The organism is Spiroplasma endosymbiont of Thecophora atra (genome assembly GCF_964019735.1).
Classification (GTDB): Bacteria; Bacillota_I; Bacilli_A; order Mycoplasmatales; family VBWQ01; genus Spiroplasma_E; species Spiroplasma_E ixodetis_A.
The window spans coordinates 960219-985241 of record NZ_OZ026464.1; the positions used below are offsets into that span (position 1 = coordinate 960219).

The window sequence follows — 25023 nt, forward strand, 5'->3', positions numbered from 1 at the left end:
TTCATATAAGTTTATTTATAATATTTAACATTATTATGTACTTACCTTTTTTAGCATAATTTATAAAAAGTAAAACTTATATTTTTGATCTATTCATGAAATAAGTATATCGTTATTTTCTATATCTATCAATAATATACATTTATATATTAAAATAAATATTCTTTTATATACAATTTCTTAACTATTGTTTGTTTTTTATTTTTCTGATTTTTCTCTTTCGGCAGCAGCTTGTGGATTTTTTCTTTTCTCAATATAATAGAATAAGCCAATATAACTTAAATAATAATCTTTATTAAAATCAATTAAACGTGAAGCATTTGTAACAGTTGCTTGTCCTGCCGGTTTACTTCCTCATTCATAAAACGGAATTAAACGTGTTTTTGCTGGATTATGTTTTGCTAAAAAAATAACAGCAGTATCAAAATCTAATTTCATTAACTCACTACCTGTAATTAATTTTTTACCTTGTAATGATGAATTAATATTATCAGCTTTTTTATCTTTATTACCAGAATGGCTATAATTAATAATTGTTTTTTCACCGAACATATCTGAATATTTATTAGCAGTTTGTAAATCCATAGTTTGCAAAAAAGTATGCAAAATACAGTTATTAAAAATAGTTTCTGCTGTTTCTTTACCATATTTTTGTGTTAATTGTTGTAAATCTTGCATAATCATCATGAAAAAAATATTACGACTTCGTGCAACAGTAATCATTTGTGCCATACTAGCAATCGTTGGTATATTACCAAACTCATCAAATAAAAAGTATAAAGGACGTGGTAATTTAATATCAGGCAAAGTACTTGCATAACGAATTGTATTTTTATATAACTGTGCAATAAACATTGATACAAAAGCATTACGTTCATTACTTTCATCAGGTACAACTAAGAAAACAGCACTTGGTTTTTTTACAATTTCATCTAAATTTATATCATTACTACAACTAATATTTCGCGTCACTGGATCAGTAAATAAACGTAATCCATTAGCAACCATTTGACTAATTGATCCCGCAGTTTCTTCAGCACCTTCTAATGCACCTAAACCAATTTGACGAGCTAAACTATGACTTGGCATTTTTTTTAGAATTTCAACATATCGTTGACGATTAGTAGCAACAATAGCAGCATTTGACATACTAAAGTATTTTAAAGGAACATCAGGTTGATCTTCAAGTTGTTCTAGCATAAATAACATAATTGATTTAACAACTTGCATCGCTGATTGATTTCAAAATTTTTGTTTTGGATCTGATTCAGGAAATAAGGCTTCAACAATATCATTAATTCATGATAATGCCATTGATTCATAAGTAATTGATTCATTTAAAGGATTATTTTCTTTTTTTAAACGCATTGATTCTACATAAAAATCATATACTTTAACAAAAGGATTTCATGAATTAGATACTGATGTATCACGTAAATTAATAACATAAACATAGTAACCATTATCTTTTAATATTTTAGAATGATTTTGAAATAATTCTCCTTTTGGATCAGTAATAACCATTGATGGTTTAATTTTTGATTGGGCATTTAAATATATAGTTGGAATAACTAATTTTTGAGTTTTACCACTTCCTGTTCCCCCAATTACAATATTATGAGCATCAGACTTAATATTAAATTGGACACCACCAATTTTAGTCTTTGTTGTTTGAACAACAATACCGTAATCATTTTCAACAGTTTTTGATAAAGGAAAGGTATTAGCAATTTCAGTGGGTGTTAATCAAGCAGCAGATCCATACACTTTATTTTTTGAATCACGTAAAAAGCGACTTTTATTATGAGTTTCAAGATAAATTTTATATTTATGAATCATAAAGTAAGATAATAAAACTGAAAATTCAATAAGAAATAGAATTAAAAATATTAATCAATAATTAATAACATCCTGTATTAAAAATTTAAGTGTAAATGGTTGTTGATTATCTCCACTATGAGAAAACATGTTACGAACAAAGACTAAAGCATAAACTAATAAAGTATTTATTAATACTAAAAAGGGTATAACAATTATAATTACTTCTGGTAGTACTCATTTTTTTTGACGAATAAATTTCATTTTTATGTTCCTTTATTTTTTATATATTTTATAATAATTTATATTTTACCCATATTGAGAAATAACACCAGCAATACCTGATATTATTAATAATAAAATACCAATAGTTACATTACGTCTTCAACGATAACTTTTTTTCTTTTTAAATTCATTTTTTGTTTTTTTAAATTTCATGATTATTTCTCCAAGATTTTAATATTTTACTTTTTTATTCATCAGAATCTCCTCTTCTTGCATTCTTTCTAATATTATTTAAATTTACAACAGGTTCTTTAAAAGCAGCATTAGCCATATTTTTTAATCCAACAAAGGGACTTTTTAAATTATTTTTTGTATCTTGTCATTTAGTACCATGATCATTAGAATTTTGAAATTTACCAATTCCTTTAGCAACTCCTTTAGTACCTTTACCTAAATAACCCGTGATACCATTTTTTAATAGTCCATTTGCTTTCTTTTCGCTACCATCAGGATTTCTTCCATCTTTAGCACCACCAAATGCAATTTGTTTTCCAAGTTTTAATGCACCAGCACCACCGGCTGCAAGGCTAGCAAAAGTACGAGCTTTACCCATAATATTTCCAGCAATAGCTGCTCCATTAGAATCAATAGCACTTTGTACACCTAAGTTTTGTGTTACTAAGTGATTAATAATTTTTTGAGTTCTTAAACAACTAATAGCACCGGCTGTACAAAATAATGTATATAGAACTTGTTTTTCAAGTCAACTAAAATTAGTATTATTAGTAATATCTACTATTGCTTTTGGTAATATTTCAAGAAATATATAAATAGGTAACATCGTTCCTGGACCAATAATAAACTTACCTATTACCATTTCTTTTCAAACACCCAATCTTTTTCCTTGATCAACAGGCATTATAGCGGCAACAATTGGTGATATTGAAAATAAAAGTAATAAATCAATAATTCTTTCAACCAATGTCATTGATGCAACAAATAATACATATAAAGTAAATCACACCGCAACAATTTCAAGAATAAAGTTTCAATGTTTTAAATACGAAATATCAGGCATTGAAAAAACACCATTAGGATGCAAAGAACTATCATAATCAGGAGCACCAATACCTCATAATAAATCAGCTAAACTAGCATTTTTTCCTAAAGCTGTAATTTGTAAAACTGCCAATAATCCTGTCATTAGATAATTTATAGCACTCATAAAAAATGGAATGAAAACAATTACTAAAAAAGCTAAAAATGTATTTTTTATAGCTTTACCTAGTTTTTCTCTAATTGTATGTGTTTCAGTAAATTGGATAATAATTAATTGCATAATAAACATAATAAGTATTACACCAATTGAAACAACAGCTAATACTGAAAAAAATATTGGTAAGTTTTTACTATTAAGTGGATCTTCATTAAATTTTCCAAAAATTAAATTAGTTATTGCATCAGTTGTTAAATAATCAAATATACCATGTGGTCTTAATAAAACAGCAATTAAATATAATGGTCCTTGAATGAAAATAAGTCAAGGTATAAATAATAAAGCTCCTACTATAATATCTGTTAGTCAATCCATATTTTCATCTCTTTTCTCTTCATAACTTAATATCAAGTTAATATATAACTTTCTTTAGTTAGTAGGAAGAATATTTGGATTACCACCAAAGGCCTGCACAAGAGCAATTATTATTGCTGATGCAGTAATACCAATAATTGGTGCAATTAATGTATACATAAACGCTTTTTTAATCTCACTTCTACGTTGTGGATCATCACCAGCAGCCGCTAAATCTTTTGCCAATATAATTATTTTAAAAACACTAAATGCAATTAAAGCAGCAATTAGCAATCCTGCAACTGCCGAAACATAAGGTTTTGCTACATCAATGATTTTATTTATATCAGGTCCATCTGATAGATAATTAAAAATCATAAGTTTTTCCTCCTTAAATAATAAAAAAATAAAATTATTTACTAATCAAAATTGTTTATAAAGCATGAATTTATCTAATAATATAATAAACCCTATTTTACTCCTTAAAGAGATAAATTAGGACTTACAGTCAAATTCATATGTTATAAATAATGTTGATACACATTAATTATAGTTGGTTTTAAAATAAAGTAAATAAAAATTTTCAATTTTATCAACTTATTTTTTATTATTTTATAAAATTTATTATTTAAATAAAATCATATTAATAAAACTTATAAGTTTTATTAATATGAAAGTATCTTTATTTAATTTAAAAATAAATTAACAATTATTGATGAAATCGATAATGTATAAAAAAATATACTAATTTTCAATTTCTTTATTTTTTATATTTTTAATTGCTTGTTTTTCAGCATCACTAACATTAATATTTAAACACATACGATATAAACTAGAAATAGCAAAAAGACATTCACCAACTTTAGCACGAGCAATAAAATCAGTTTCATTAGCAGAAATGCCACCATATGAAGAATACAATTCATTTAATGCTGCTAAATCATGAGGTTGTAAGTTTAATACTTTTAAATATTGACTTGAGTTAATAATAGCAGTAGTATATTTTTTAATTTCTTCAGAACCAAGAAAATCGTTAATATTTTGTGTAATAATATTTATCATACCTGTATACTTACGAATTCTCTTAACAATTTGATACATAAATAATAATGCTGCTGGAAATTCTTTATCAATAAGTAAATGGGCTTCATCAATAGTAATTGAAATTCATTGTTGTTTATTATTAATTTCATTATCATTTTTATTCTTTCGTACTTCATTTTCAATATATTTCAAAATTAAAAACATTTGAGCGTTAACTAAACGTTTATTCCCTGATTGCGTTAAAGTATATAAATCATAAACTTGTAATAAACTACTGCTATTAATATTAGTATGAGCATTTCATAAATTAGCATCAGTACCACCAGTTGCAAATCTTGATAATATAATTAGTAAATTTTTTAATTCATTTTTACTTCTAATCTCTTCTTCTTTAACCATATCAGATTCAATAATATCATATAAATCTTGAAAAATTGGAAATTGATTTGGTTTTAATAAATGAATTTTTGTTCGAGAAGTAATACCAAATTTTTCATACATTAAATTTACATAAATCATTAATAAACTTGATTCATTTCTCGTTAATCCACCAGTAGCAACGTTTAAAAATTGTTCTAAGAATTGCATATGTGGTGCTAAAATATCACGAGTATTATTATCATTAGTATTATCATCACTCAGTGCCAATGTAATTTGAAATGGATTAATATTGCCAGAAGAACCATCACCAACATCAATTCAACTTCCATCATGATAATTACATAAATCGCGATATTCACGTTCAGGATCAATAACAATTACTTTATGACCAAGCATAATTTGATAATTTACTTCTTTTTTAGAAGTATAAGATTTTCCTGAACCACTAGTACCAATAATTAGTTGATTATGATTTTTACGAGTACTACTTTTAGTTCTTTGATCAAAAAATACTTTATTACCACTTTCATTAAATCCAAGAAATAATCCTTGTTTATCATTTAATTCTTGATTTAAAAAAGGAAAACTAGCACCTATTGTTAAACATGGCATTTCGTGACCTGTTTCTTTAAATCAATCAGCACTATCTGGCATTACTGATAAAAAAGCTTCTAATTGACGATAATATAATTTATCAAACTTCATATTATTATTTTTTATTTCGTATTCGGCAGTACTAATATTTTGTTTAAGTTGCTTACGATCAGCACCATTAATTAACAAATACATATTAGTATTAAATATTTTTTCACCACCACCAGCAATTTGATCTAATAATTCATTTAATGATTGATAATGATAATCATAATCTCTTCGTTCTGATAATGATTTTGTCATAAAATTTAAAGTTGCTAAATTTTGCATAGCTTTATTCAATTGTTTTTTAGCACTTTCTTCACTGATACTATTAAAAGTAAAGATTAAACTAGTATTAGGAATATTTACTAAATTTGCTAATCAGACTGCTGAAACTTCAAATGGATAATCATATATGTTATAAACAGTTTGAAAACAATTAGCAAATTCTAAATTATTCTTATGAACTAATAATTCTTTAATCGCCAAATCATTAGTTAAATCTTTACTTTTAACAGTTTCTTCTTTTTTTGTAGTAAACATTTCTTCTAAGGAAGCATTTTCATTAGAATTTATTAATTTACTATAAACAACCATCATTTCAAAACAATTAATATCACTAGCTTTAACACCACTACGACTGATATAATTTTTAAAAGCATTTACTTCTTCTTTTAATTTTTCTTGATTTGATGAATAAAAAAATAAGTAAAAAAATGGTTGCGTCATTTCATTTTGATTTTGAATTTCATTATTAGCATTAATTGCTGATATCATTTGAAATTTTCTTGCTAATTTTGCTTTTTCACTAATATTTTCTAAATCAATTTTTTCGAGTTGTTCTTTATAAAAATTAGTTTGTACAGTTATATCTAAAGGCATATCAATCTTTATTAAAGACATAGAAATATTAATAATTTTAAAAGCTGCAGCTAAATCTTTAATTTTATTTGAGGCTTCTTCATTAGATAATAATGTAATATTAAAACCCTCCAATAATAAAGCTCTAGTATAATTTGTATTTTTCACATTTAATTGCATCACATTCTTACTAATAATTTTTTTAAATGGTACTAATATTTGTGAATTTTTTTCAGATTTATAATAACGATTTTTACTATGAAATTTAAATCATAATAAAATAATTTCTCATCCTTTTTTTCTTGGCTGTCAATAAAAAGTAAGCGGAATAGTAGCACAACCAACTAAAATAACAGCTAATATTTTAAAAATAATATCAATTTGCAACAATAAAATAATAATTGAAGCAAATCCAACTACCATTAAAATAATTAATAAATCAATTAAACCAACACTTCTCCAAATTTGTAATTTTACAAATTTAATAGTTTTAGGAATTAAAAATTTCATTTATCTTTTCTTTTGAAATTTCATTAGAATTTAGCGCTGAATTTGGTTTACTGTTTATTTTCTCTATCTTTATACTATTAACACGCTTCTTAAAGCCACAACGACTGCAATTAACTTGAATATTTATTCCTTCTAAGTAATCAGCTATCAAAATTACTCTACCACATCGATAGCAAGCAAAAGAATTTTGTGGCTTTTGAGCTAATCGAACAGATGTATACGTATCTTTCATAATCATTGTCTCCTAACCGAATTTAATTTGTTTACTAAACACAATTCAAAGTTATCTTGTTCCCTAAATATTATTAAGCAACTGAAAAAGAAAAAATAAATTTTTGTTATATTTTTAATTTAAAATAACCCACTATTTAAACACTATTTTCTTTTTAAAATCTAGTTTTACTTTAAAAAATAAATTAAATTTTTAAAAACAAAGAAGAAAATTTAAAAAAATTTTAATAAAATAATATCTATAAAAACTCAAAAAATCAAAGTTTTATACATTTCTTGAGTTAAATAAATTTTAACAAATTAACAAAAAAAAACAAATTTTTTTTATTTTTCTAACTTTTTATTAACTTATCTAATCCTGGAATATTTGGCATTTCTCCTTTTTTAATCTGACCAGCAATTTGATCCATAACTTTTTTAGTTTTTTCAAATTGGTTTAACACTTTATTTAATTCTTTTTCTGAACGACCTGAGCCTTTTAATACTCTTGCTTTTCTAGTTGGATAACGTAAAATTTGTGGCTTTTCACGTTCTTGAGCAGTTGTTGAAGCAATAATATATTCTGCTATTTTTAAATCAGTTTCAGCATCACTAATTTTAGCATCACTAATTTTAGCAGACATACCAGGAATCATTTTTACAAGTGATCCCAATTTACCCATTTTTTGAATTTGCTTCATTTGATTAACAAGGTCATTCAAATCAAATTGACCTAACATCATTCTATTCATAGTTTCTTCAACATCACGAGTTGAAACTATACTTTCGGCCTTCTCCATTAATGTAGTAAGATCACCCATTCCTAAAATACGTTCTGCCATTCTTTCTGGATAAAAAACCTCTAAATCAGTTACCTTTTCACCCATTCCTAAGAACTTAACAGGAATCTTTGTTAAATAAGAAATTGAAAGAGCTGAACCACCCTTAGCAGTACCATCTAATTTAGTGACTATGCTTCCAGTAATAGGAATAGTATTATTAAACTCAATAGCAACATTAATTATATCTTGTCCTGCCATACCATCACAAACAAGTAAAACTTCTTTTGGTGAAGTAATTTTTCTTATTTCTGCTAGTTCTTGCATTAATTTTTCATCAATGTGTAATCTTCCAGCTGTATCAATTAATATTACATCAAACTTATTTTTATTAGCATATATTTGAGCATTTTTAACAATATTAGTAGGGGTTTCATTTTTTTGGGAAAAAACTTCAATATTCAATTGTTTTCCTAAAACTTTTAATTGTTCAACAGCAGCTGGACGATAAATATCTCCTGCAACTAGTAAACATTTTTTTTGATATTTATCTGTTAACAACTTTGCTAGTTTAGATATTGTTGTTGTTTTACCAGAACCTTGTAAACCAACTATCATAATAACAGTAGGATTAGTAGATAAATCTAATTCAACATTCTTAGTACCCATAATCTTTGTTAATTCATCATGAATAATTTTAATTAACATTTCTTTTTGATCTAAGCCTTCTTTAATAAATTCACCTTTTGCTTTATTAATAATTTCATTAGTTAAAGTTTTAACCACCCTAAAATTAACATCAGCCTCTAACAAAATTAATCTGAATTCTTTAATTGTTGCTTCCATATTTTCCATGGTTAAAGTTTTTTTACTTAAATTTTTTTCTAATGTTTTTTGTACTTTTTTTGACATAATGTCAGCAAAACTCATATTTATATTCTCCTCTATTTTTAAGACTATATTATTTTAACATTAAAATAATAATGAAAAAATAAATTAAGCATAAAAAATAAATATTTGAATTAACAAATTATATATTTTATAAAGTTAAAAGAGAACCTAAGGGTTCTCTAAAAAACAATTAATTAATTTTTTAATTAATTAATTCTGTTGCTCTTACTTCACGAATAACAGTAATATGAATATCGCCTGGTATTGTAATCATTTGTTCTAATTTTTGTTTTAAGTTTCTTGCTAATATATAAGCATCAAAATCATTAATAACTTTAGGATCAACAATAACTCTAATTTGTCTTCCGGCCTGAACAGCATATGCTTTTTCTACGCCTTTAACAGATTTACACAAATCTTCAATTTCTTTAATTCTAGTTATAAATTCTTCTAATGAATTATTTCTTGAACCAGGTCTAGCTGCTGATAATGTATCAGCAGCTGAAACTAAAGAAGAATAAACATTATCTTTTGCAACATCACCATGATGAGAATGAATAGCATTAATAATAATATCACTTTCACCATATTTTTTTGCTAAAATCACACCATTATAAACATGTGAACCTTCTAATTCATAATCAGCGGCTTTACCAATATCATGTAATAAACCAGCACGTTTTGCAATATTAACATCTAAACCCAATTCAGCTGCCATTGCTCCTGCAAGTTTGGCAACTTCAAAGGAATGCAATAAAACATTTTGACCATAACTTGTACGATATTTTAATCTTCCAATATAAGATACTAACTCTGGTTCAAAACCAGTTAATTTTAACTCATCAATAATTTTTTTACCATCAACTTTAAAACCTTCATTTAATTCCTGCTCATGAAATCTCAAGATTTCTTCAATTCTAATTGGATGAATTCTTCCATCTTTAACTAAATCTTCTAAAGCTCTAGTTGCAATTTCTCTTCTGATCGGATTAAATGAAGAAATTTGAATTGTTTCTGGCGTATCATCAATGATAATATCTACACCTGCTGTTAACTCAAAAGATTTAATATTTCTACCCTCTTTACCAATAATTCTGCCTTTCATTTCTTCATTAGGCAACTTAACGTATGATACTGACTTATCAACAATAAAATTACTTGCATAACGTTCTATTGCTTCACTAACAATATTATTGGCTAACTCTTTAGATTGAAGTTTAATATTATATTCATGATTTTTAATAATTTTATTAAATTCTAATGATAATTTTTCTTTTAATTTACTAAACAATTCATCTTTTGCTTCATTTCGACTCATACCAGAAATTTTTTCTAATTCCATAATAATTTGATCAATTTTTTGATGATATTCTAATTTAACATTTTTTACAATTTCACGTTGATGATAAAGATTTTGTGTTTGTGTTTCAATTATTTCTTCACGTTCACTTAATTTGCGTTCTCTTTTATTTAAAAGTTTCTCATATTCTAAATTTTGTTCTTTACGATATTCAATCTCTAAATACAAATCTTTTTTCATTTTACTTATTTCAATTTTTGCATCGGCTCTTGAGGATTGAATTAATTTTTGAGATTCTTTTTCTCTCTTTAAAATATTAGTAAAACTTTGTTGTTCTTTAATTTTTAAATACATTTTTCTAATTAGAAATCCAGCAATTATCCCTACTATCATTGCTAGAAAAATTGATATACCTACTCACATTCCAAACTGTTGACTACTTATATTTGATAATATAGCTAACATATTTTTTTCCATTTATATTTCTCTCCTTGCTGTAAAACACCTACAAGAAAAAGAATCATTACACTCAAAAACTTAAATAAAATTAAAATTTTATATTTTTCTTCTTTAATATCTACACACAAATAAGTAGGATAATAATCCTACATTAATTTTAGCATGTTTTAAATATTAATATTTAAAACTTGATTCGTTCCTTAATTTGTTCTAAAAGAAAAGTATTTGCTTCTAAACTTTCTTTTGCTTTTATTTTTCCTTGTCCTAATTTTACATCTTCATAAGTGTATCAGCCACCAGATTTATTAATAACTTCTTTCTCAACAGCAATTGTAATGATTTCACTAATTTTTGAAAATCCTTCTTCAAAACAAAAATCAAGACTTGTTGTTTTAAATGGTGGTGCTACTTTATTTTTTACAACTTTTATTTTTATTTTATGACCAATTATTTGATTACTTTTGATTAATTGTTCACCTTTACGTACTTCTAGTCTAATTGTACTATAAAAACGTAATGCTTTTCCTCCGGGTGTTATTTCAGGATTACCATATATAATACCAACTTTTTCTCGAATTTGATTAATAAATAAAACAATACAATTAGTTTTTGCGATATTTCCACTAATTTTTCGTAATGCCTTAGACATTAATCGCGCTTGAGCACCAATTGTTTGATCATTCATATCACCATCAAGTTCAATTTGTGGAACTAATGCAGCTACTGAATCAACAACAATCATATCTAAAGCCTCTGATTTAACAAGAATATCTAGTATTTCTAATGCTTGTACTCCTGAATCTGGTTGTGTAATTAATAAACGACTAATATCAACACCTAATTTTTGACTATATTGACGATCTAATGCATGTTCAGCATCTATAAATGCTATTCTACCATTTTGTTTTTGAACTTCTGCTAAAGCCATTAATGCTAATGTAGTTTTACCTGCAGATTCTGGTCCATAAACTTCAATAATACGACCTTTTGGAAAACCTTTAACACCTAAAATATCATCTAATAATATACTTCCTGAACTAATAACTTCAATATCGCCAATACCACTATCACTTAGTAACATAATAGCACCTTTGCCAAATTCTTTTTCAATTTGCTTAATGGCCTTTTCTAATAATTGCTCTTTTTCTTTAATGTTTATTTCCATAAAATCACCCTACAAAATATTAATAACTCTGTAAGATAATTCCTTTTTAAATTTTAAAAACTTAATAAATTTTTTTTAAAAATAACTACTGCTTTTGCTACTATAGTTGATCTAATTTCGTTTCTATTACCTGAAATATTTAACACTTCACATCAAACATTATTATTGATAACAATACCTACATATACTAAACCAACCGGTTTATTTTCTAGAGCATTAGGTCCTGCATTTCCAGTAAAACTAATAGCAATATTTGTTTTTAAAATTTTTTGTGTATTTAAAGCCATTTCTATAGCACATTGTTTACTTATTACACCATATTTTTCAATGGTTGTTTTTTTAATTTTAACAATATTGATTTTTGATTCATTAGTATACGTTATAAAACCACCACTAAAATATTTAGAAGCACCAGCAATACTAGTAATCTCTTGAGCAAAAAGTCCACCAGTAATACTTTCACAACAACTAATTCTAAAATTAAATTTATCTAATAAAACTAAAAGTTCAGTCATTTTCAAACCTTCAATCAAATAATTTACAATACAAAAAAAGAATAAAAAAATCATAAGCCACGTTCTGTTCTTGCTTCTTGCAAGTGCTAACCATTTATCTACTATTGTAAACAATAGTTCGGTTTATTATTCATTTCTAATAAACCAATGCCCCTACCTAAATTTGGGTTTCTCGCTTGTGGGGTTTATCTCGTTCCAGCTTTTAAGTTTCCTTAAAACTCGTCTCTATGACACTTTTATAGACTAGAACCTTATTTAATAAAAAACTTAGGTTTTTGTCAGCCGTCAGAATTACTGCTTAGAGTTATCGTTTTCTCTAACACAAACATTACTTTCATCACAGAAAGTGCGAGCATGGACTTTCCTCTACATACTAATGCAGCGATTAGCTCATTTTTTATTCTTTTAGAAGAAAATTATAACATATTTATTCTTCATGTACAATACTTTCTAATTTGCTTAATCTCGTAATAATATCAACATTTTCTACACCTTTTTCTTCTAATTTTTGTTTTTCTTGTTTTAAAACTAAAATTTGTGTTTTTAAAATATCAATTTCTTTAAGTAACTTGTAATTATTATTTTCTAAAATTGCATTTTGCTTTTTTAGTTTATTTACAAATTCTTCTAGTATTTCATAATTAGTAGCTACTAAATCAAGAAATAAATCTACTTCTTTAGAATCATAGCCTTTATAATCAACAGTAAATTCTTTATCTATAATATCCTTTTTACAAATATTCATATTTATACCTCCTTTAATTAAAAGGAAAACTATTCCAAAGTTAGTAATATTCTATATGTAAGGGGGAATTAAAATAATGTTTTATGCTAACCGCGGAATGTTTCTTGAAACTATAATTAATTATACTATTGAAATTATAAATAATGAAAAACAAGCACTAATTTTTAAACAAAATCCACCAAGTTTATATCAAAACAATAAAATTTTTAAAGAAAAAAGTAATGTTGATTATCATGGAGTTTATCATGGTAAATATTTGTGTTTTGAAGCAAAAAGTACTAAGTCTTTAACATTACCATGAAATAATTTTAAAAAACATCAACTTGAATACTTAGAAAATGCTTTTTATCTTAATGCTATTAGTTTTGTTATTATTTATTTTTCACAACATAATGCCTTTTTCTTAGTTTTTTGAGAAAAATTAAAATTTTTAAAAGTTCAAAAAAAAGCACTGATATATAAAAAAATAGAACAAAATGGATATAAATTAGAAATTATATATCCATTTTATCTTGATTTTTTAAAATTTTTAATTTAAGAAGCTAAAGTTTCTGTTTGTTGATTAGTATGTTTTTTAAATTCAGAACTAGCTTTAAATTTAGGTGCTTTAGAAGCACTAATTACAATAGATTCACCAGTTTGGGGATTACGACCTGTTCTTGCTTCACGAATAATAGTTTCAAATATTCCAAATTTTGGTATATTAATTTTACCACCATTTGCAACTTCAACTTTTATCTCTTCAAAAAATAAATCAATAATATTAGTCGCTAAGGCAATTGTGACGTCAGACTTTTGCGCCACTATCTTAATAATTTCTGTCTTTGTTTTAGAATTACTTTTTGCCATAAAAGATTTCCTCCTAATGTTTTAAGAATTATAATTATAATGTCTATTATAGATATTATTATAACTACGTTATCTTCAAACCAATTTAAAAATGTTACTGGTCTGTAATCAAATTATATAGTAACATTTTATAAAGTGAACCATAAAATGTATTTTTTTTCTAAAAAAATGATAAAATTATTTTAATAATATTTTTTTTACACTTATAAAGGTTAAAAAATAAAAATAAAATTTAATTTTCAATACTGATAATAAAATATTAAATAAATATTTTATTAAAATTAAAATGAAAAAAATTATTAAAGTGAAAAATAATTAATTAAAAAAAAGAAAAGAAAATCATGTAAAATATATTTATAGTTGTTCAAGTTTTAATAATTAATGATGCTAATTTTATATTACTATTAATTATTTAATATCACCTAAATAACTTAAAAATAACGCTACATTTTACTAATATATTCAATGATGCAAAACATAATAATTTTAGAAAGAATGATAAACTATGAAAAATATTATTCATACTCCTAATGCTCCTGCTGCCATTGGGCCATATAGTCAAGCAATAATTGCAGGTGACTTTTTATATATTTCTGGGCAATTACCAATTAATAGTAAAACAGGTAAATTTATTGGCACTGACATTTCTTCACAAACTAAACAAAGTTTATTAAATATTAAAGCAATTTGTGAAGCTGCTAATATTACTTTAAATAATATTGTAAAAGTTAATATTTTCTTAAAAGACTTAAATCACTTTGTTGAAATGAATAAAGTTTATGGAGAAATATTTGGTGCACACGCTCCAGCAAGAGCAGCAGTTCAAGTTGCTAGAATTCCCAAAGATGCATTAATTGAAATTGAAGCAATTGCTTATTTAAAATAATTTTTCTAATTTTATTTTTTTATTGCATATATAAATTTTTAACTATAAAATTAAATCAAGATTTATTTAGAAAAAGTACTTTAAAATTTAAAAAGTTTTATTCATATAATAATGATATTAGTAAAATGAACTAATATCATTATTAATGATACATTACTACACTTTCCAATTTAATATTCTTACTACAATTTCATACTTTTCTCAAAATTCTAAATATTTTATACTTAAAACAATAATAAAATACATTTTAAATAAATCTTAACTTTAAAAATAAATTATAAATTAACAAAAAATAATATTCAACATTACTTAAAGTATAAATAAAATAATAATTGAATTTAAAATATAAATTTAAAGATTACTAGTAAAAGGTAACCTTTTTTATATTCCAATTGATAATTAAATTTTAATACATATAATATAGATTTTAATTATAATAAATATTTTTATATTAAAAAATATTTATTGCATATGTAAACTTTTGAATATAAAATTAAATCAAGATTTATTTAGAAAAAGTACTTTAAAATTTAAAAAGTTTTATTCACATAATAATAATATTGTAAAATAAATTAATATCATTTTTAATGATACATTACTACACTTTCCAATTTAATATTCTTACTACAATTTCACACTTTTCTCAAAATTCTAAATATTTTATACTTAAAACAATAATAAAATACATTCTAAATAAATCTTAATCTATATAAAATATCAATAATAAACTAAAATTATATTAATTAATAAAAACTATAATAAGTATTGAATTTAAAATATGAATTTAAAGATTACTAGTAAAAAGGTAACCTTTTTTATTAAAAAAAAACATTTACTATAAAATAACAAAAAGATATTATAGTATTTTCATATAAAAATTGAATATTAGATTATAACTACTTTTTTAAAACAAGATTGTTAACATTAATCTAAGATATTTATATACTTTAATAAAACTTGCTACCTTTATTTTATATAAAAGGTAGTTTTAAAATAGAAATTAAATGGAAATAACATAAAAATAAAATAAATTTATATCTATAAGGAAATAATTATGACAAAAATTAAAAAAAATAAAAATAATTACCACATTGCAACTAAATTAGTTCATTGTGGTAATTATAATGATAAATTTGGAGCCGCTCTACCTCCTATTTATCTATCAACAACTTTTGCTTTTGATAGTGCCGAACAAGGTGGTAGGATATTTAATTTACAAGAAGAAGGATATGTTTATACAAGAATTGGTAATCCAACAACAACTGTTTTAGAAAAACGAATGGCACATTTAGAAGGATCAGAAAAAGCAATTGCTTTCTCATCGGGTATGGGGGCCATTGCATCTACTTTTTGAACATTATTGAATGCTACTGACCATTTATTATCATCAAAAACAATTTATGGTGGTACTCATTCACTTATTGAAAAAGGAATATCACGCTTTCAAATTGAAGTTGATTTTGCTGATTTTACTAAACTTGATGAAATTAAAAAAAATTAAAACCAAATACTAAAGTTGTTTTTTTCGAAACACCAGCTAATCCTACTTTAGAAATTTTAGATATTAAAGCAATTAGTGATATTGTCCATCAATATAATCCACAAATTCAAGTAATTGTTGATAATACTTTTTCAACACCAATCATTACTAAACCTTTAATTTTTGGTGCTGATATTGTTATCCATTCAGCAACAAAGTATATTAATGGTCATTCTGATGTTATGGCCGGAATTGTTTGTGGTAAAAGTACTTTAATAAATAAAATTCGTTTTGAAGGATTAAAAGATTTAACAGGAGCTGTATTATCACCTCATGATGCCTTTCTTGTTTTAAGAGGACTATCAACTTTAGAATTACGATTATGAAGAGCTTGCAAAAATGCAAGAATAATTGCAGCAAGATTAAAAGAACATCCTAAGATTAAAAAAGTATTTTATCCTGGACTAACTAATTCAGCAACAGAACAAGTACTTTATGAACAACAAATGAAATTACCGGGAGCAATGATTAGTTTCGAATTAAAATGTGGATATGATGGAGGAATCAAACTATTAAATAATTTAAAATTAATAATTTTGGCAGTTTCTTTAGGTGGAGTTGAGTCATTGATTGAACATCCAGCTTCAATGACACATTCTACTTATAATGCACAAGAATTAGCAGATGCAAATATTTCAGAAGGTCTTGTTCGTCTTTCAATTGGTATTGAATATGTTGAAGATTTATGAAATGATTTGGAACAAGCATTAAAAAAACTATAATAATTATTTATTAGCAATATGCAACCATCAATAACATGTTTCCACTTAAACAAAAATCAGTATAACCATTTGGTAAAATAAATGAGTCACCTTTTTTAATACTAGTATTATCAATTATACCATTACCATCCAATACTGAGATTTGCAATCATCTAGTATTAGGATAACTATAATGCTTAATTCCCTCATTAATTAATTTAATTAACTTAAAAAACTTATTATCAACTAAATAATTATCATGACCATTAGCTTCACTACTATTTAAATCAGGAGCTAAAACAATAGTTGATGCTTCTTTCAAATGCAAATTTCGTAAATTACCAAGTTCATCTTTACGACCATAATCATATAAACGATATGTAATATCTGATGATTGTTGTAGTTCAAAAACCATAGTATGTGCCAATAAGCCATGAATTTTTAGAGAAGGAACATAAATAAATTGATCTTTTTTAATTGGAATATATTTTAATAGTTTATGTCATTGTTCTTTTACCAATCATTGATTAAACTGATCTTTGGTTTTAGCATTATGACCCAAGATAACTTTACCTTTGGGTAAACATTCTAATATATACCAACATTCAGTTTTTCCTAAACATTGATGATTTTTTTCTGCGAATTTATCATCAGGGTGAATTTGAACGCTTAAACTATCATTTGCGTCTAAAATTTTTGTTAACAACGGATATTCTTTATTAATCACATTACCTGAACTATCAAGATTAGCAAATAAACTGGGTTGCTGTTTAAACAATTCTGCTAAACTTAATCCCTTATACTCGCCATTTAAAACATAACTCATTCCATTGGGATGAGCACTAACTAATCATGCTTCACCAATTGGTGTATTTTTAGGTAAATCAAAATTAAATTTGTGTGCTAATTTTTGACTACCTCATAATTTGCGAATAAAAGCAGGTTTTAAAAAAATTATTTGTGATGTGCTATTATTCATATTCACTCTCCTAAACTTTGATTATTTGTTCAATTAAACTTTATTTTTACTATTTTTAGATTTAGATTTTTTACTATTAAATATTTTCATGATTCTTTCATTCATTAATTTAAAAACCTTAATATTACGTGATTGAATAATTAATAATCCACCATATACTAAACAAGTAACAATACTTCCAACAATAATGGCTAAAAAGAATAAAAGAATACTTACCCAAAGCACATAATTAACTGAACTAACTGCACCTAAGATAGCAACAATAGGACCACCATGACCCGCAACATCAGTTAATAAGAAAGCACCAGCAATACTACCAGCAACAGCACTACCAATAATATTACTAATAATAGCACGTTTTGGATCTCTTACTGCAAAAGGAATCGCACCTTCAGAAATACCAATACACCCCATTAACATAGCTGTTAAACCTAATGTACGTTCACTTTCATTAAAGAATTTACGAAAAATCAAAGTTGTTAAACCCATTCCAAGTGGTGCAACAGGAATAGCTGCAGCTACTGCTCCCATAAATAATTGTGAACTAGGATCAGCAGTTATCGTTGTTGAAGCTGCTAAAAAAGCAACTTTGTTAATTGGACCACCCATATCAAATCCAACCATTGCTCCTAGCAACATTCCAATTGCTGCCATTGCTTCACGTGGCATGTGGGTTAACCCATTTTGAAATTGTTCCATTATTCAACCAATTGGAGCTCCAATTGCATAAATAAAAGTGAAACTAATTAAAAATGTTACTACAATAGGAATAAAGAAAATTGGCATAATTGGAGCAATAGTCTTTGGTACTTTTCAAGTAATAATTCATCTTACTAAATATCCAACACTTGGACCAATTAATAATGCTCCTAAAAATCCAGCAGAAATCTTTGGCTCTAAACCAGCAATTGGATAAACTAATCCTGCTGTATTAGCAACATATGCACTTACTATTGCCGGAACCAAGGCAGCACGTCCTGCAATTGAATTAGCGATAAAACCAGCTAAAATTGGAATCATTAATGTAAAAGCAATACTTCCGGCTTGATTCATAAAATAAAGAAAATGATTGTGTGGTAACTTGGAAATATCAAAGTCAGCACCATAAACTGCTTTAGCAATACCAATTGATAATGCTAATATAATTCCACCAAAAACAACAAATGGAACCATATAGCCAACACCAGCCATAATATGTTTCATAATTCCTTGTTTATCAGTAGTAAATAAATCATTTGATTTATTTTCTTTTTCCGCTTTTTGTCCCGATTCTGACTTGTTTATTTCATAAGGTTTTGCGTTAGCAAAAGCATCATTAACAATACTTTCAGGATTTTTAATAACTTTGCTAATTTCTACTTTATATAATGGTTTATTATTAAAACGTTCTAATTTTAAATCTGCAACACCGGCTGATACTGCAATAATAACTAAATCAGCATTGGCAATATCAATTGCTGTAAAAGCACCTTTAATACCAATACTACCATGAGTTTCAACTTTAATATTATAGCCTAAATTTTTTGCAGCAATTTCTAATTTATCTTGTGCAATATAAGTATGTGCTACCCCAACTGGACAAGCAGTAATTGCTATAATATTTTTAGTTTTTTTTGAAGAACCTTTCATATCTTCACTAATAGTTTTACTACTAGTTTCAACATTAGGTTTATTATTAATATTTAGTGATTGAATAATTGCTTTTTTATCTTTTGAATTAAATAATATTGATTGAAATTCCGGTTTTGTTAATCTTTGTGCCACTTTTGATAAAATTTCCAAGTGTTCATTACCAGCACTTTTTAGTGGCACAATTAAAGCAATTATTGCTTTAACGGGTTGTTGATCTAGTGCTTTCCAAGGAATTGGCTGTTTAAAACGCATAATAAAAATTCCTGATTTAACAATATCTTCATTACAGGCATGCGGCACAGCAACACCATCACCAAAACCAGTAGTTCCTTCTCCTTCTCTTTGTAGAAAACTATTAACTAGTGATTTTTCACTAATATTTTTTTTCAAAAAACCTAATTTTTTAGCAGAAGTTGCTATTTCTTGAAAAGCTTCTGCTTGTGTTTTACAATCAGATTCAAGAAAAACATGTTCTACTGTCAAAATATCATCTTGTTTAGACACCATACTTCATCTCCTTACTTAATAAATATTCATGACATAATATTAAATTATTATTTTTAAAAAAACAGTTTTTTTATTTAAAAAATTAATTAAATTTTTTAATTACTTTATTAGTTTTAATTCTATTTTCTAAATATCAATCTTTATGCTTTGATTTTAATAAATATGTTGTTACTAAATCATTAAAATAAGTAATAGCAAATAATGGAGAAATAAATATTTCTTGTGCTTCATAAAGTCCTGAAGAAACAATATTAAATGTTCAATCAGCATAAGTCACTAATTCAGTTTTATCTTGTGATGTAACAACTGCAATTTTAGCATTATTCTTTTTAGCAAGTTTAGCTGCTTCAACAATAGTAGCGGTTTTACCTGATAATGAAAAAAGAATTATTACATCTTCTGGAATAATTAAAGAAGCATGCATTAAAATACTATCATCATCTTTATTTAAACAGATTGATCGTAAACCAAACCGATATAATTTATTTGATAAATCTTCCGCACCTAAACCAGAATGACCAATGCCTGCTAAATAAATACAAGCTTTACGATTATCATCTATTCAATTAATAAATCTTTGTAATTCCTCATAATTAATCGTTGAATCATTTAAATCCATCAGTTTTTTATAATGTTCTTTTAAAACACTACGATCACCAAAAAACTCACGATTTAAAGCTTTGAAAGTAGTTTCTTGCGCAGCTAAACTAATGATAAATTCACGATAACCTTTAAATCCCAACTTCTTAATTAAATTATAAACAACACTATAACCAACAGTATTTTCTTTAGCCAAAGAACTAATAGTAACTTGATCCATTTTTTGACTATTCTTATTAATATAGTTAATAAGAACTTTTTCTTTTTTTGTGAAATTATTTTCTTCCTTTGATACTCTAGATCAAAAATTATCATTGATAAGCATGTAAAAACTCCTTTTTAAACTAATGTAAAATATTTAAATATTATTATTTTTTAATTATGTGATGAAAATGGATCATTAATATAATATGGTTGCAAATCTTCCATGTTTTTTACTTCGATAAAATATGGTGACAACTTTTGAAAATTTTCCACAATATTACACTTTTCTAAATTTTCAATTATTTTATAATCTAGTAAATCACTAATAATACCAATTTTAGCATTTTCATCTACTAATTGCGGCTGAATAATTATTTTTCCATTATCACATACTGCCAAATAACTTTTATTATTGTATGCTGACAAAACACTTATTGATTTTATTAATCCTGCCTGTAATAATAAACTATTAATAGTAAAAACCGTTAAAAAACTATTCAAAACTTTAAGTGTTTTGACAAAAGTAATTGCTACTCTAATTCCAGTATAACTGCCAGGACCATTTGCAATAACTACTTTTGAAATATCTTTTAATTTTATTTTGCATTTTACAAGTAAATTAGTAATAGTTGGAATTGCCAATTCTGTTTGTTTTTGTCAAGCAATAAATGATGAACTTGCTAAAATTTTATTACCTTGCAAAATCACCACTGTTAATTTGTTATTTGTTGTATCTAAATATAATTGATACATAACATCACCTTATTATTTCATTTAGTTGCTATTAATAATTTTCTAATATCTTACATACTTATTATAATATCATGTATAATGTAATTAAAATAGAAAAAATATAGAATTGTGAGTTGATCCATATGGGAATAAGAAAAAATATAGGATTTAAAAGTAAATTTTCTGATTTTTTACTTTGATTTGGGCTAATTATTGCTGTTATAGGTCTAATAATGCAATTTGCAATAGTTTTAATTGAGTATAAACCAATAACAGTTGGAACACCTAATCCTCATAATTTATGAACTCCAGATGGCCCATGAGTTGGTATTTGAACAATGATTTCTACCTTTACTATTCAATCAAATTTTTTAGTTTTTCTTTTCTTTTGTTTTGTATTAACAAATCGTTTTCATGAAAATCGCGCACAATTTGTTTTTGGGCGATTTTCATTAGCAATTACTGTTTATATTACCGTAACTCTTATCGTATTTTTTGCTGTATTATTTAAACCAATGATAAATAATTTAGATAGTAGTAATAGTATTAGCATATTAAATTTTATAAATACATTTTTATTACATTTAATAGTACCAGTGATAGTGATTTTATATTTTATGTTTTCTGCTGGTAAATACTACTGAAAACTCGGAAAACAAACATATCTTTGAATACCAATTATTTCTATTTACATGTTTGCATATTTAGGTTATGCACTTGCTAAAGGAAATTTTGTTGGTTTTTTAAGAAAAGGAACGACAGAAATTGATTATTCATTTCCATATCCATTTTTAGATTTTCATAAAAGTTTAACTACTTTCTTTATTTATATCTTTGCAATTTTAATCTTATACCTAATTTTGATGTTACTTTTTACTCTTTATAATAATATTCTTTATAAGAAAAATAATAAACCAATAGCAGCTTTAAGAGATACAAATTTTTAATGTAAAATAATTTATAAATAAAGTGTACTAGTTTATAAACTAGTACACTTTATTACTATTATTTATTATTTAAAAAATATTAAAAAATAATTGTAGGGAGGAATATATATTTGTGAAAAGTAAAATTTGAAATTGTATTATTTTTTTAAATATTATTTTGTTATTTTTTCCCTCCTTTTTCTTAATATATTTTATTTTAAAATTATATAAAAACTCCTTGTATGCTATATATGCTATACAAGGACTTAAAGTCAAATATAAAATTAAAACCGGCATTACTTAAATATTTTCTAAACATTTATAACTACCATTTTTATTGTAACTCACTAAAAAGAAAAAACAAGTAATAACATTTTTTACACTTATCATTTTATATTTTTATATAATATATTGCATTTTAACAAGTACTACTTAAAAATAATAAACTTTATTTTAAATATTTCTTTTTACGAATAATAACAACAACTATTGGAATTATAGTTAAAAAACTAATAATGAAGCCACAAATGATAATAATATTTCAATTATTAATTAACATTTTAGTTGTTAATGGTATATTAACATCTCAGGGACGATCTGAATTATTACTTTGTAAATAATTAACATAATTTTGTTTAGTAATATCACCTTGATATTGAATAAATCATGATAAAAACTCACCAGCAGCATTATTTTTTAAATCTTCAATTTTAATACTATTATTAGTAGCACTATTTAAATATTGTTGAAAACCTGCTAATAAATTATTAGTTTTTTCAAAAAAATCAGTACAATTTGGAAAATTAGGTATTTTTGTATTGCTTCTATAAACAGTAATATATTGTTCAGAAGCAGCTTGACGTTGTAAGTCAGATGTATCTAAACCTATACAATAAACTTGAAAATTACTTCCTTGATTAAGAGTTAAATTATCACCATCTTTAATAGGTGTTCCTAAATCATTTTTTGCTTTTTGTAAAGTTTGTGAATCAACTTTTCATTTTAGTCAATGTTGTTGTGAATCACTAATATTTACTTTAGCTTTCTCAATAGCTTTATTCATAACTATTAATGTATTTTTATTATCTTGTGAATTATTTTGAACTAAATATTGAGGTGTAATTACAGGATTTTCTTTAACTTTTTCATCACTAATAGTACTAAATTGAATATTTGAACTATTATTTGTTAACTTAATAGTTTTACTATAGCCACTATCTTTAACACTAACATTAAAACTAGTTGATTTTAAATGATCGTCTGGTTTATGATTTAATATTGCATAACTAATTGAACCATTATCAAAAACTTCATCATTTTTATCATTTATTAATAATTGTTCATTCTTATCATTTTTATTTTTTGCTAAAATAGCTAACATTGGTTGATTAGTATCATTGGGATTACCATTATTAAGTGGTAAAATTGCTAACCGATCTTGAACGCTTTTATGACTATTTAAAAAATCATCGCTTGGTTTAATCATATAAGGAATACTAAAATAATTATTAAAATCTGCCCTAGGATTTACCGTTGCAAAAATACCATTGTTAATCTGTGCTGGTAAACTATTATCATGGTAACCAACATAAACATAACCAAAACTAGCAATATCATTAAAACTTTGTTTAGCAACACTACGACCAATAACTTTATCAGTAAAATATTTAATACCATTATCTGGTAAGATATTATTAGCTTTGTTTTCGATTTGTTCCTTAAATTTCTTATTAACTTCTTTACTAATATCATCATTTGAATTATTATTAACCTTATTAATATCATTAAATTGTTCTGTTATTACTTCTTTATGCAATCTAATAAAATCTTCATACTTATTATTAATTGAATTTCAAGTATTGGCTTCACTAATTAAATTTTTATTATTTTCCTTAACAGTAATATGAAACCCAGAAAGTTTGTTACTGTCATTAACAGTACTAATATTAGATTGATGATTAGTAACTATCATTAAACTACTAGTAAGAGATAATGCCAAAGCCAAACTTATTGTTTTAAAACTAAAAGATAAGAAATTTGTCATTATGATTACTCCTTTTTTACCTATTATTTGTGTTTATAATTATAATATTAAATTAAGTATATTTAATTAAATACTTAAAATCTTAGTTTTATTAAAATAAAACTAAGGATATATAATCAATTATTAAACTTTTTGTTAAATCAACATATATAATTTTAATACTTATATAATTACTTATATATTCATTAAAATTATAAGGATAAAATTATATCCTTAACATTAATAATAAACTTTATTACCAAAAAATCAAGATTAAATAATTAATAAGTTAATTTTTTTAACTTATTAAGTGTTTTAAATAATCAGTTAGTAAA

General features: G+C 24.9%; 20 protein-coding genes, 1 other RNA gene and 1 pseudogene. 4 read left to right on the plus strand and 18 right to left on the minus strand.

All coding sequences use genetic code 4. The features are described 5' to 3' along the window. Positions 1-198: 198 nt before the first annotated feature. The 12 genes from AACL05_RS05460 to AACL05_RS05515 form a co-directional block, all read right to left on the minus strand. The gene (locus AACL05_RS05460) at positions 199-2082 is read right to left on the minus strand and encodes a VirD4-like conjugal transfer protein, CD1115 family (RefSeq protein ID WP_338960433.1); all 1884 of its coding nucleotides are present in this window, start codon (positions 2080-2082) and stop codon (positions 199-201) included. 45 nt (positions 2083-2127) lie between these two features. Then, positions 2128-2256, minus strand: coding sequence for a hypothetical protein (locus AACL05_RS05465; RefSeq protein ID WP_255495888.1), 129 nt, complete (start codon positions 2254-2256; stop codon positions 2128-2130). 34 nt (positions 2257-2290) lie between these two features. Continuing rightward, positions 2291-3634 (minus strand): Mbov_0396 family ICE element transmembrane protein, encoded by a 1344-nt coding sequence (locus AACL05_RS05470; protein ID WP_338960436.1) that lies wholly within the window; start codon positions 3632-3634, stop codon positions 2291-2293. Positions 3635-3688: 54 nt separating this feature from the next. Beyond that, positions 3689-3991, minus strand: a complete 303-nt coding sequence (locus AACL05_RS05475) for a hypothetical protein (RefSeq protein ID WP_338960438.1) — start codon at positions 3989-3991, stop codon at positions 3689-3691. Positions 3992-4357: 366 nt separating this feature from the next. Next, complete coding sequence (locus tag AACL05_RS05480) at positions 4358-7045, minus strand: Mbov_0397 family ICE element conjugal transfer ATPase (RefSeq protein WP_338960440.1); 2688 nt, start codon at positions 7043-7045, stop codon at positions 4358-4360. Continuing rightward, positions 7026-7277: a hypothetical protein gene (locus AACL05_RS05485; protein WP_174480064.1), complete on the minus strand. Its 252-nt coding sequence runs from the start codon at positions 7275-7277 to the stop codon at positions 7026-7028. The genes AACL05_RS05480 and AACL05_RS05485 overlap by 20 nt, the downstream gene beginning before the upstream one ends. Positions 7278-7608: 331 nt before the next feature. Then, positions 7609-8964, minus strand: coding sequence for a signal recognition particle protein (gene ffh / locus AACL05_RS05490; protein ID WP_338960442.1), 1356 nt, complete (start codon positions 8962-8964; stop codon positions 7609-7611). Positions 8965-9127: 163 nt separating this feature from the next. Next, positions 9128-10702: a ribonuclease Y gene (rny, locus tag AACL05_RS05495; protein WP_338985846.1), complete on the minus strand. Its 1575-nt coding sequence runs from the start codon at positions 10700-10702 to the stop codon at positions 9128-9130. A 163-nt stretch (positions 10703-10865) separates the two neighbouring features. Then, positions 10866-11849, minus strand: a complete 984-nt coding sequence (gene recA, locus AACL05_RS05500; RefSeq protein WP_338985848.1) for a recombinase RecA — start codon at positions 11847-11849, stop codon at positions 10866-10868. Between the two features lie 53 nt (positions 11850-11902). Continuing rightward, a complete protein-coding gene (locus AACL05_RS05505; RefSeq protein WP_338960450.1) occupies positions 11903-12364 on the minus strand; it encodes a CinA family protein in 462 nt (153 codons plus the stop codon). A 48-nt stretch (positions 12365-12412) separates the two neighbouring features. Then, an RNA gene (gene rnpB, locus AACL05_RS05510) (RNase P RNA component class B) lies at positions 12413-12762 on the minus strand. 29 nt (positions 12763-12791) lie between these two features. Further along, positions 12792-13109, minus strand: a complete 318-nt coding sequence (locus AACL05_RS05515; protein WP_281749393.1) for a DivIVA domain-containing protein — start codon at positions 13107-13109, stop codon at positions 12792-12794. Positions 13110-13185: 76 nt separating this feature from the next. On the opposite strand from AACL05_RS05515, the gene AACL05_RS05520 reads away from it, so the two are divergent. Further along, positions 13186-13647 carry a Holliday junction resolvase RecU gene (locus AACL05_RS05520; RefSeq protein WP_338960454.1) on the plus strand — a complete coding sequence of 154 codons (462 nt, stop codon included), beginning with the start codon at positions 13186-13188 and terminating at the stop codon, positions 13645-13647. Here AACL05_RS05520 and AACL05_RS05525 read toward each other — a convergent pair. Then, positions 13644-13958 carry an HU family DNA-binding protein gene (locus AACL05_RS05525; protein WP_252320859.1) on the minus strand — a complete coding sequence of 105 codons (315 nt, stop codon included), beginning with the start codon at positions 13956-13958 and terminating at the stop codon, positions 13644-13646. The genes AACL05_RS05520 and AACL05_RS05525 overlap by 4 nt on opposite strands. Before the next feature lie 505 nt (positions 13959-14463). Between AACL05_RS05525 and AACL05_RS05530 the strand changes: the two genes are divergently transcribed. Continuing rightward, the gene (locus AACL05_RS05530; RefSeq protein ID WP_338960455.1) at positions 14464-14844 is read left to right on the plus strand and encodes a RidA family protein; all 381 of its coding nucleotides are present in this window, start codon (positions 14464-14466) and stop codon (positions 14842-14844) included. A 1054-nt stretch (positions 14845-15898) separates the two neighbouring features. Then, positions 15899-17106: pseudogene (locus AACL05_RS05535) on the plus strand (trans-sulfuration enzyme family protein). A 10-nt stretch (positions 17107-17116) separates the two neighbouring features. Here AACL05_RS05535 and AACL05_RS05540 read toward each other — a convergent pair. The 4 genes from AACL05_RS05540 to tsaB form a co-directional block, all read right to left on the minus strand. Further along, on the minus strand, positions 17117-18064 hold the full coding sequence (locus AACL05_RS05540; protein WP_338960457.1) for a type I phosphomannose isomerase catalytic subunit: 948 nt from the start codon (positions 18062-18064) through the stop codon (positions 17117-17119). 33 nt (positions 18065-18097) lie between these two features. Continuing rightward, positions 18098-20203 (minus strand): fructose-specific PTS transporter subunit EIIC, encoded by a 2106-nt coding sequence (locus tag AACL05_RS05545; protein WP_338960459.1) that lies wholly within the window; start codon positions 20201-20203, stop codon positions 18098-18100. An 82-nt stretch (positions 20204-20285) separates the two neighbouring features. Further along, the gene (locus AACL05_RS05550) at positions 20286-21128 is read right to left on the minus strand and encodes a MurR/RpiR family transcriptional regulator (protein WP_252320354.1); all 843 of its coding nucleotides are present in this window, start codon (positions 21126-21128) and stop codon (positions 20286-20288) included. Between the two features lie 50 nt (positions 21129-21178). Continuing rightward, complete coding sequence (gene tsaB, locus AACL05_RS05555; protein WP_338960461.1) at positions 21179-21760, minus strand: tRNA (adenosine(37)-N6)-threonylcarbamoyltransferase complex dimerization subunit type 1 TsaB; 582 nt, start codon at positions 21758-21760, stop codon at positions 21179-21181. A 212-nt stretch (positions 21761-21972) separates the two neighbouring features. Between tsaB and AACL05_RS05560 the strand changes: the two genes are divergently transcribed. Next, the gene (locus AACL05_RS05560) at positions 21973-22686 is read left to right on the plus strand and encodes a hypothetical protein (RefSeq protein ID WP_338960463.1); all 714 of its coding nucleotides are present in this window, start codon (positions 21973-21975) and stop codon (positions 22684-22686) included. A 427-nt stretch (positions 22687-23113) separates the two neighbouring features. Here AACL05_RS05560 and AACL05_RS05565 read toward each other — a convergent pair whose 3' ends face one another. Next, positions 23114-24709, minus strand: a complete 1596-nt coding sequence (locus AACL05_RS05565; protein ID WP_338960465.1) for a hypothetical protein — start codon at positions 24707-24709, stop codon at positions 23114-23116. Positions 24710-25023 lie beyond the last annotated feature (314 nt).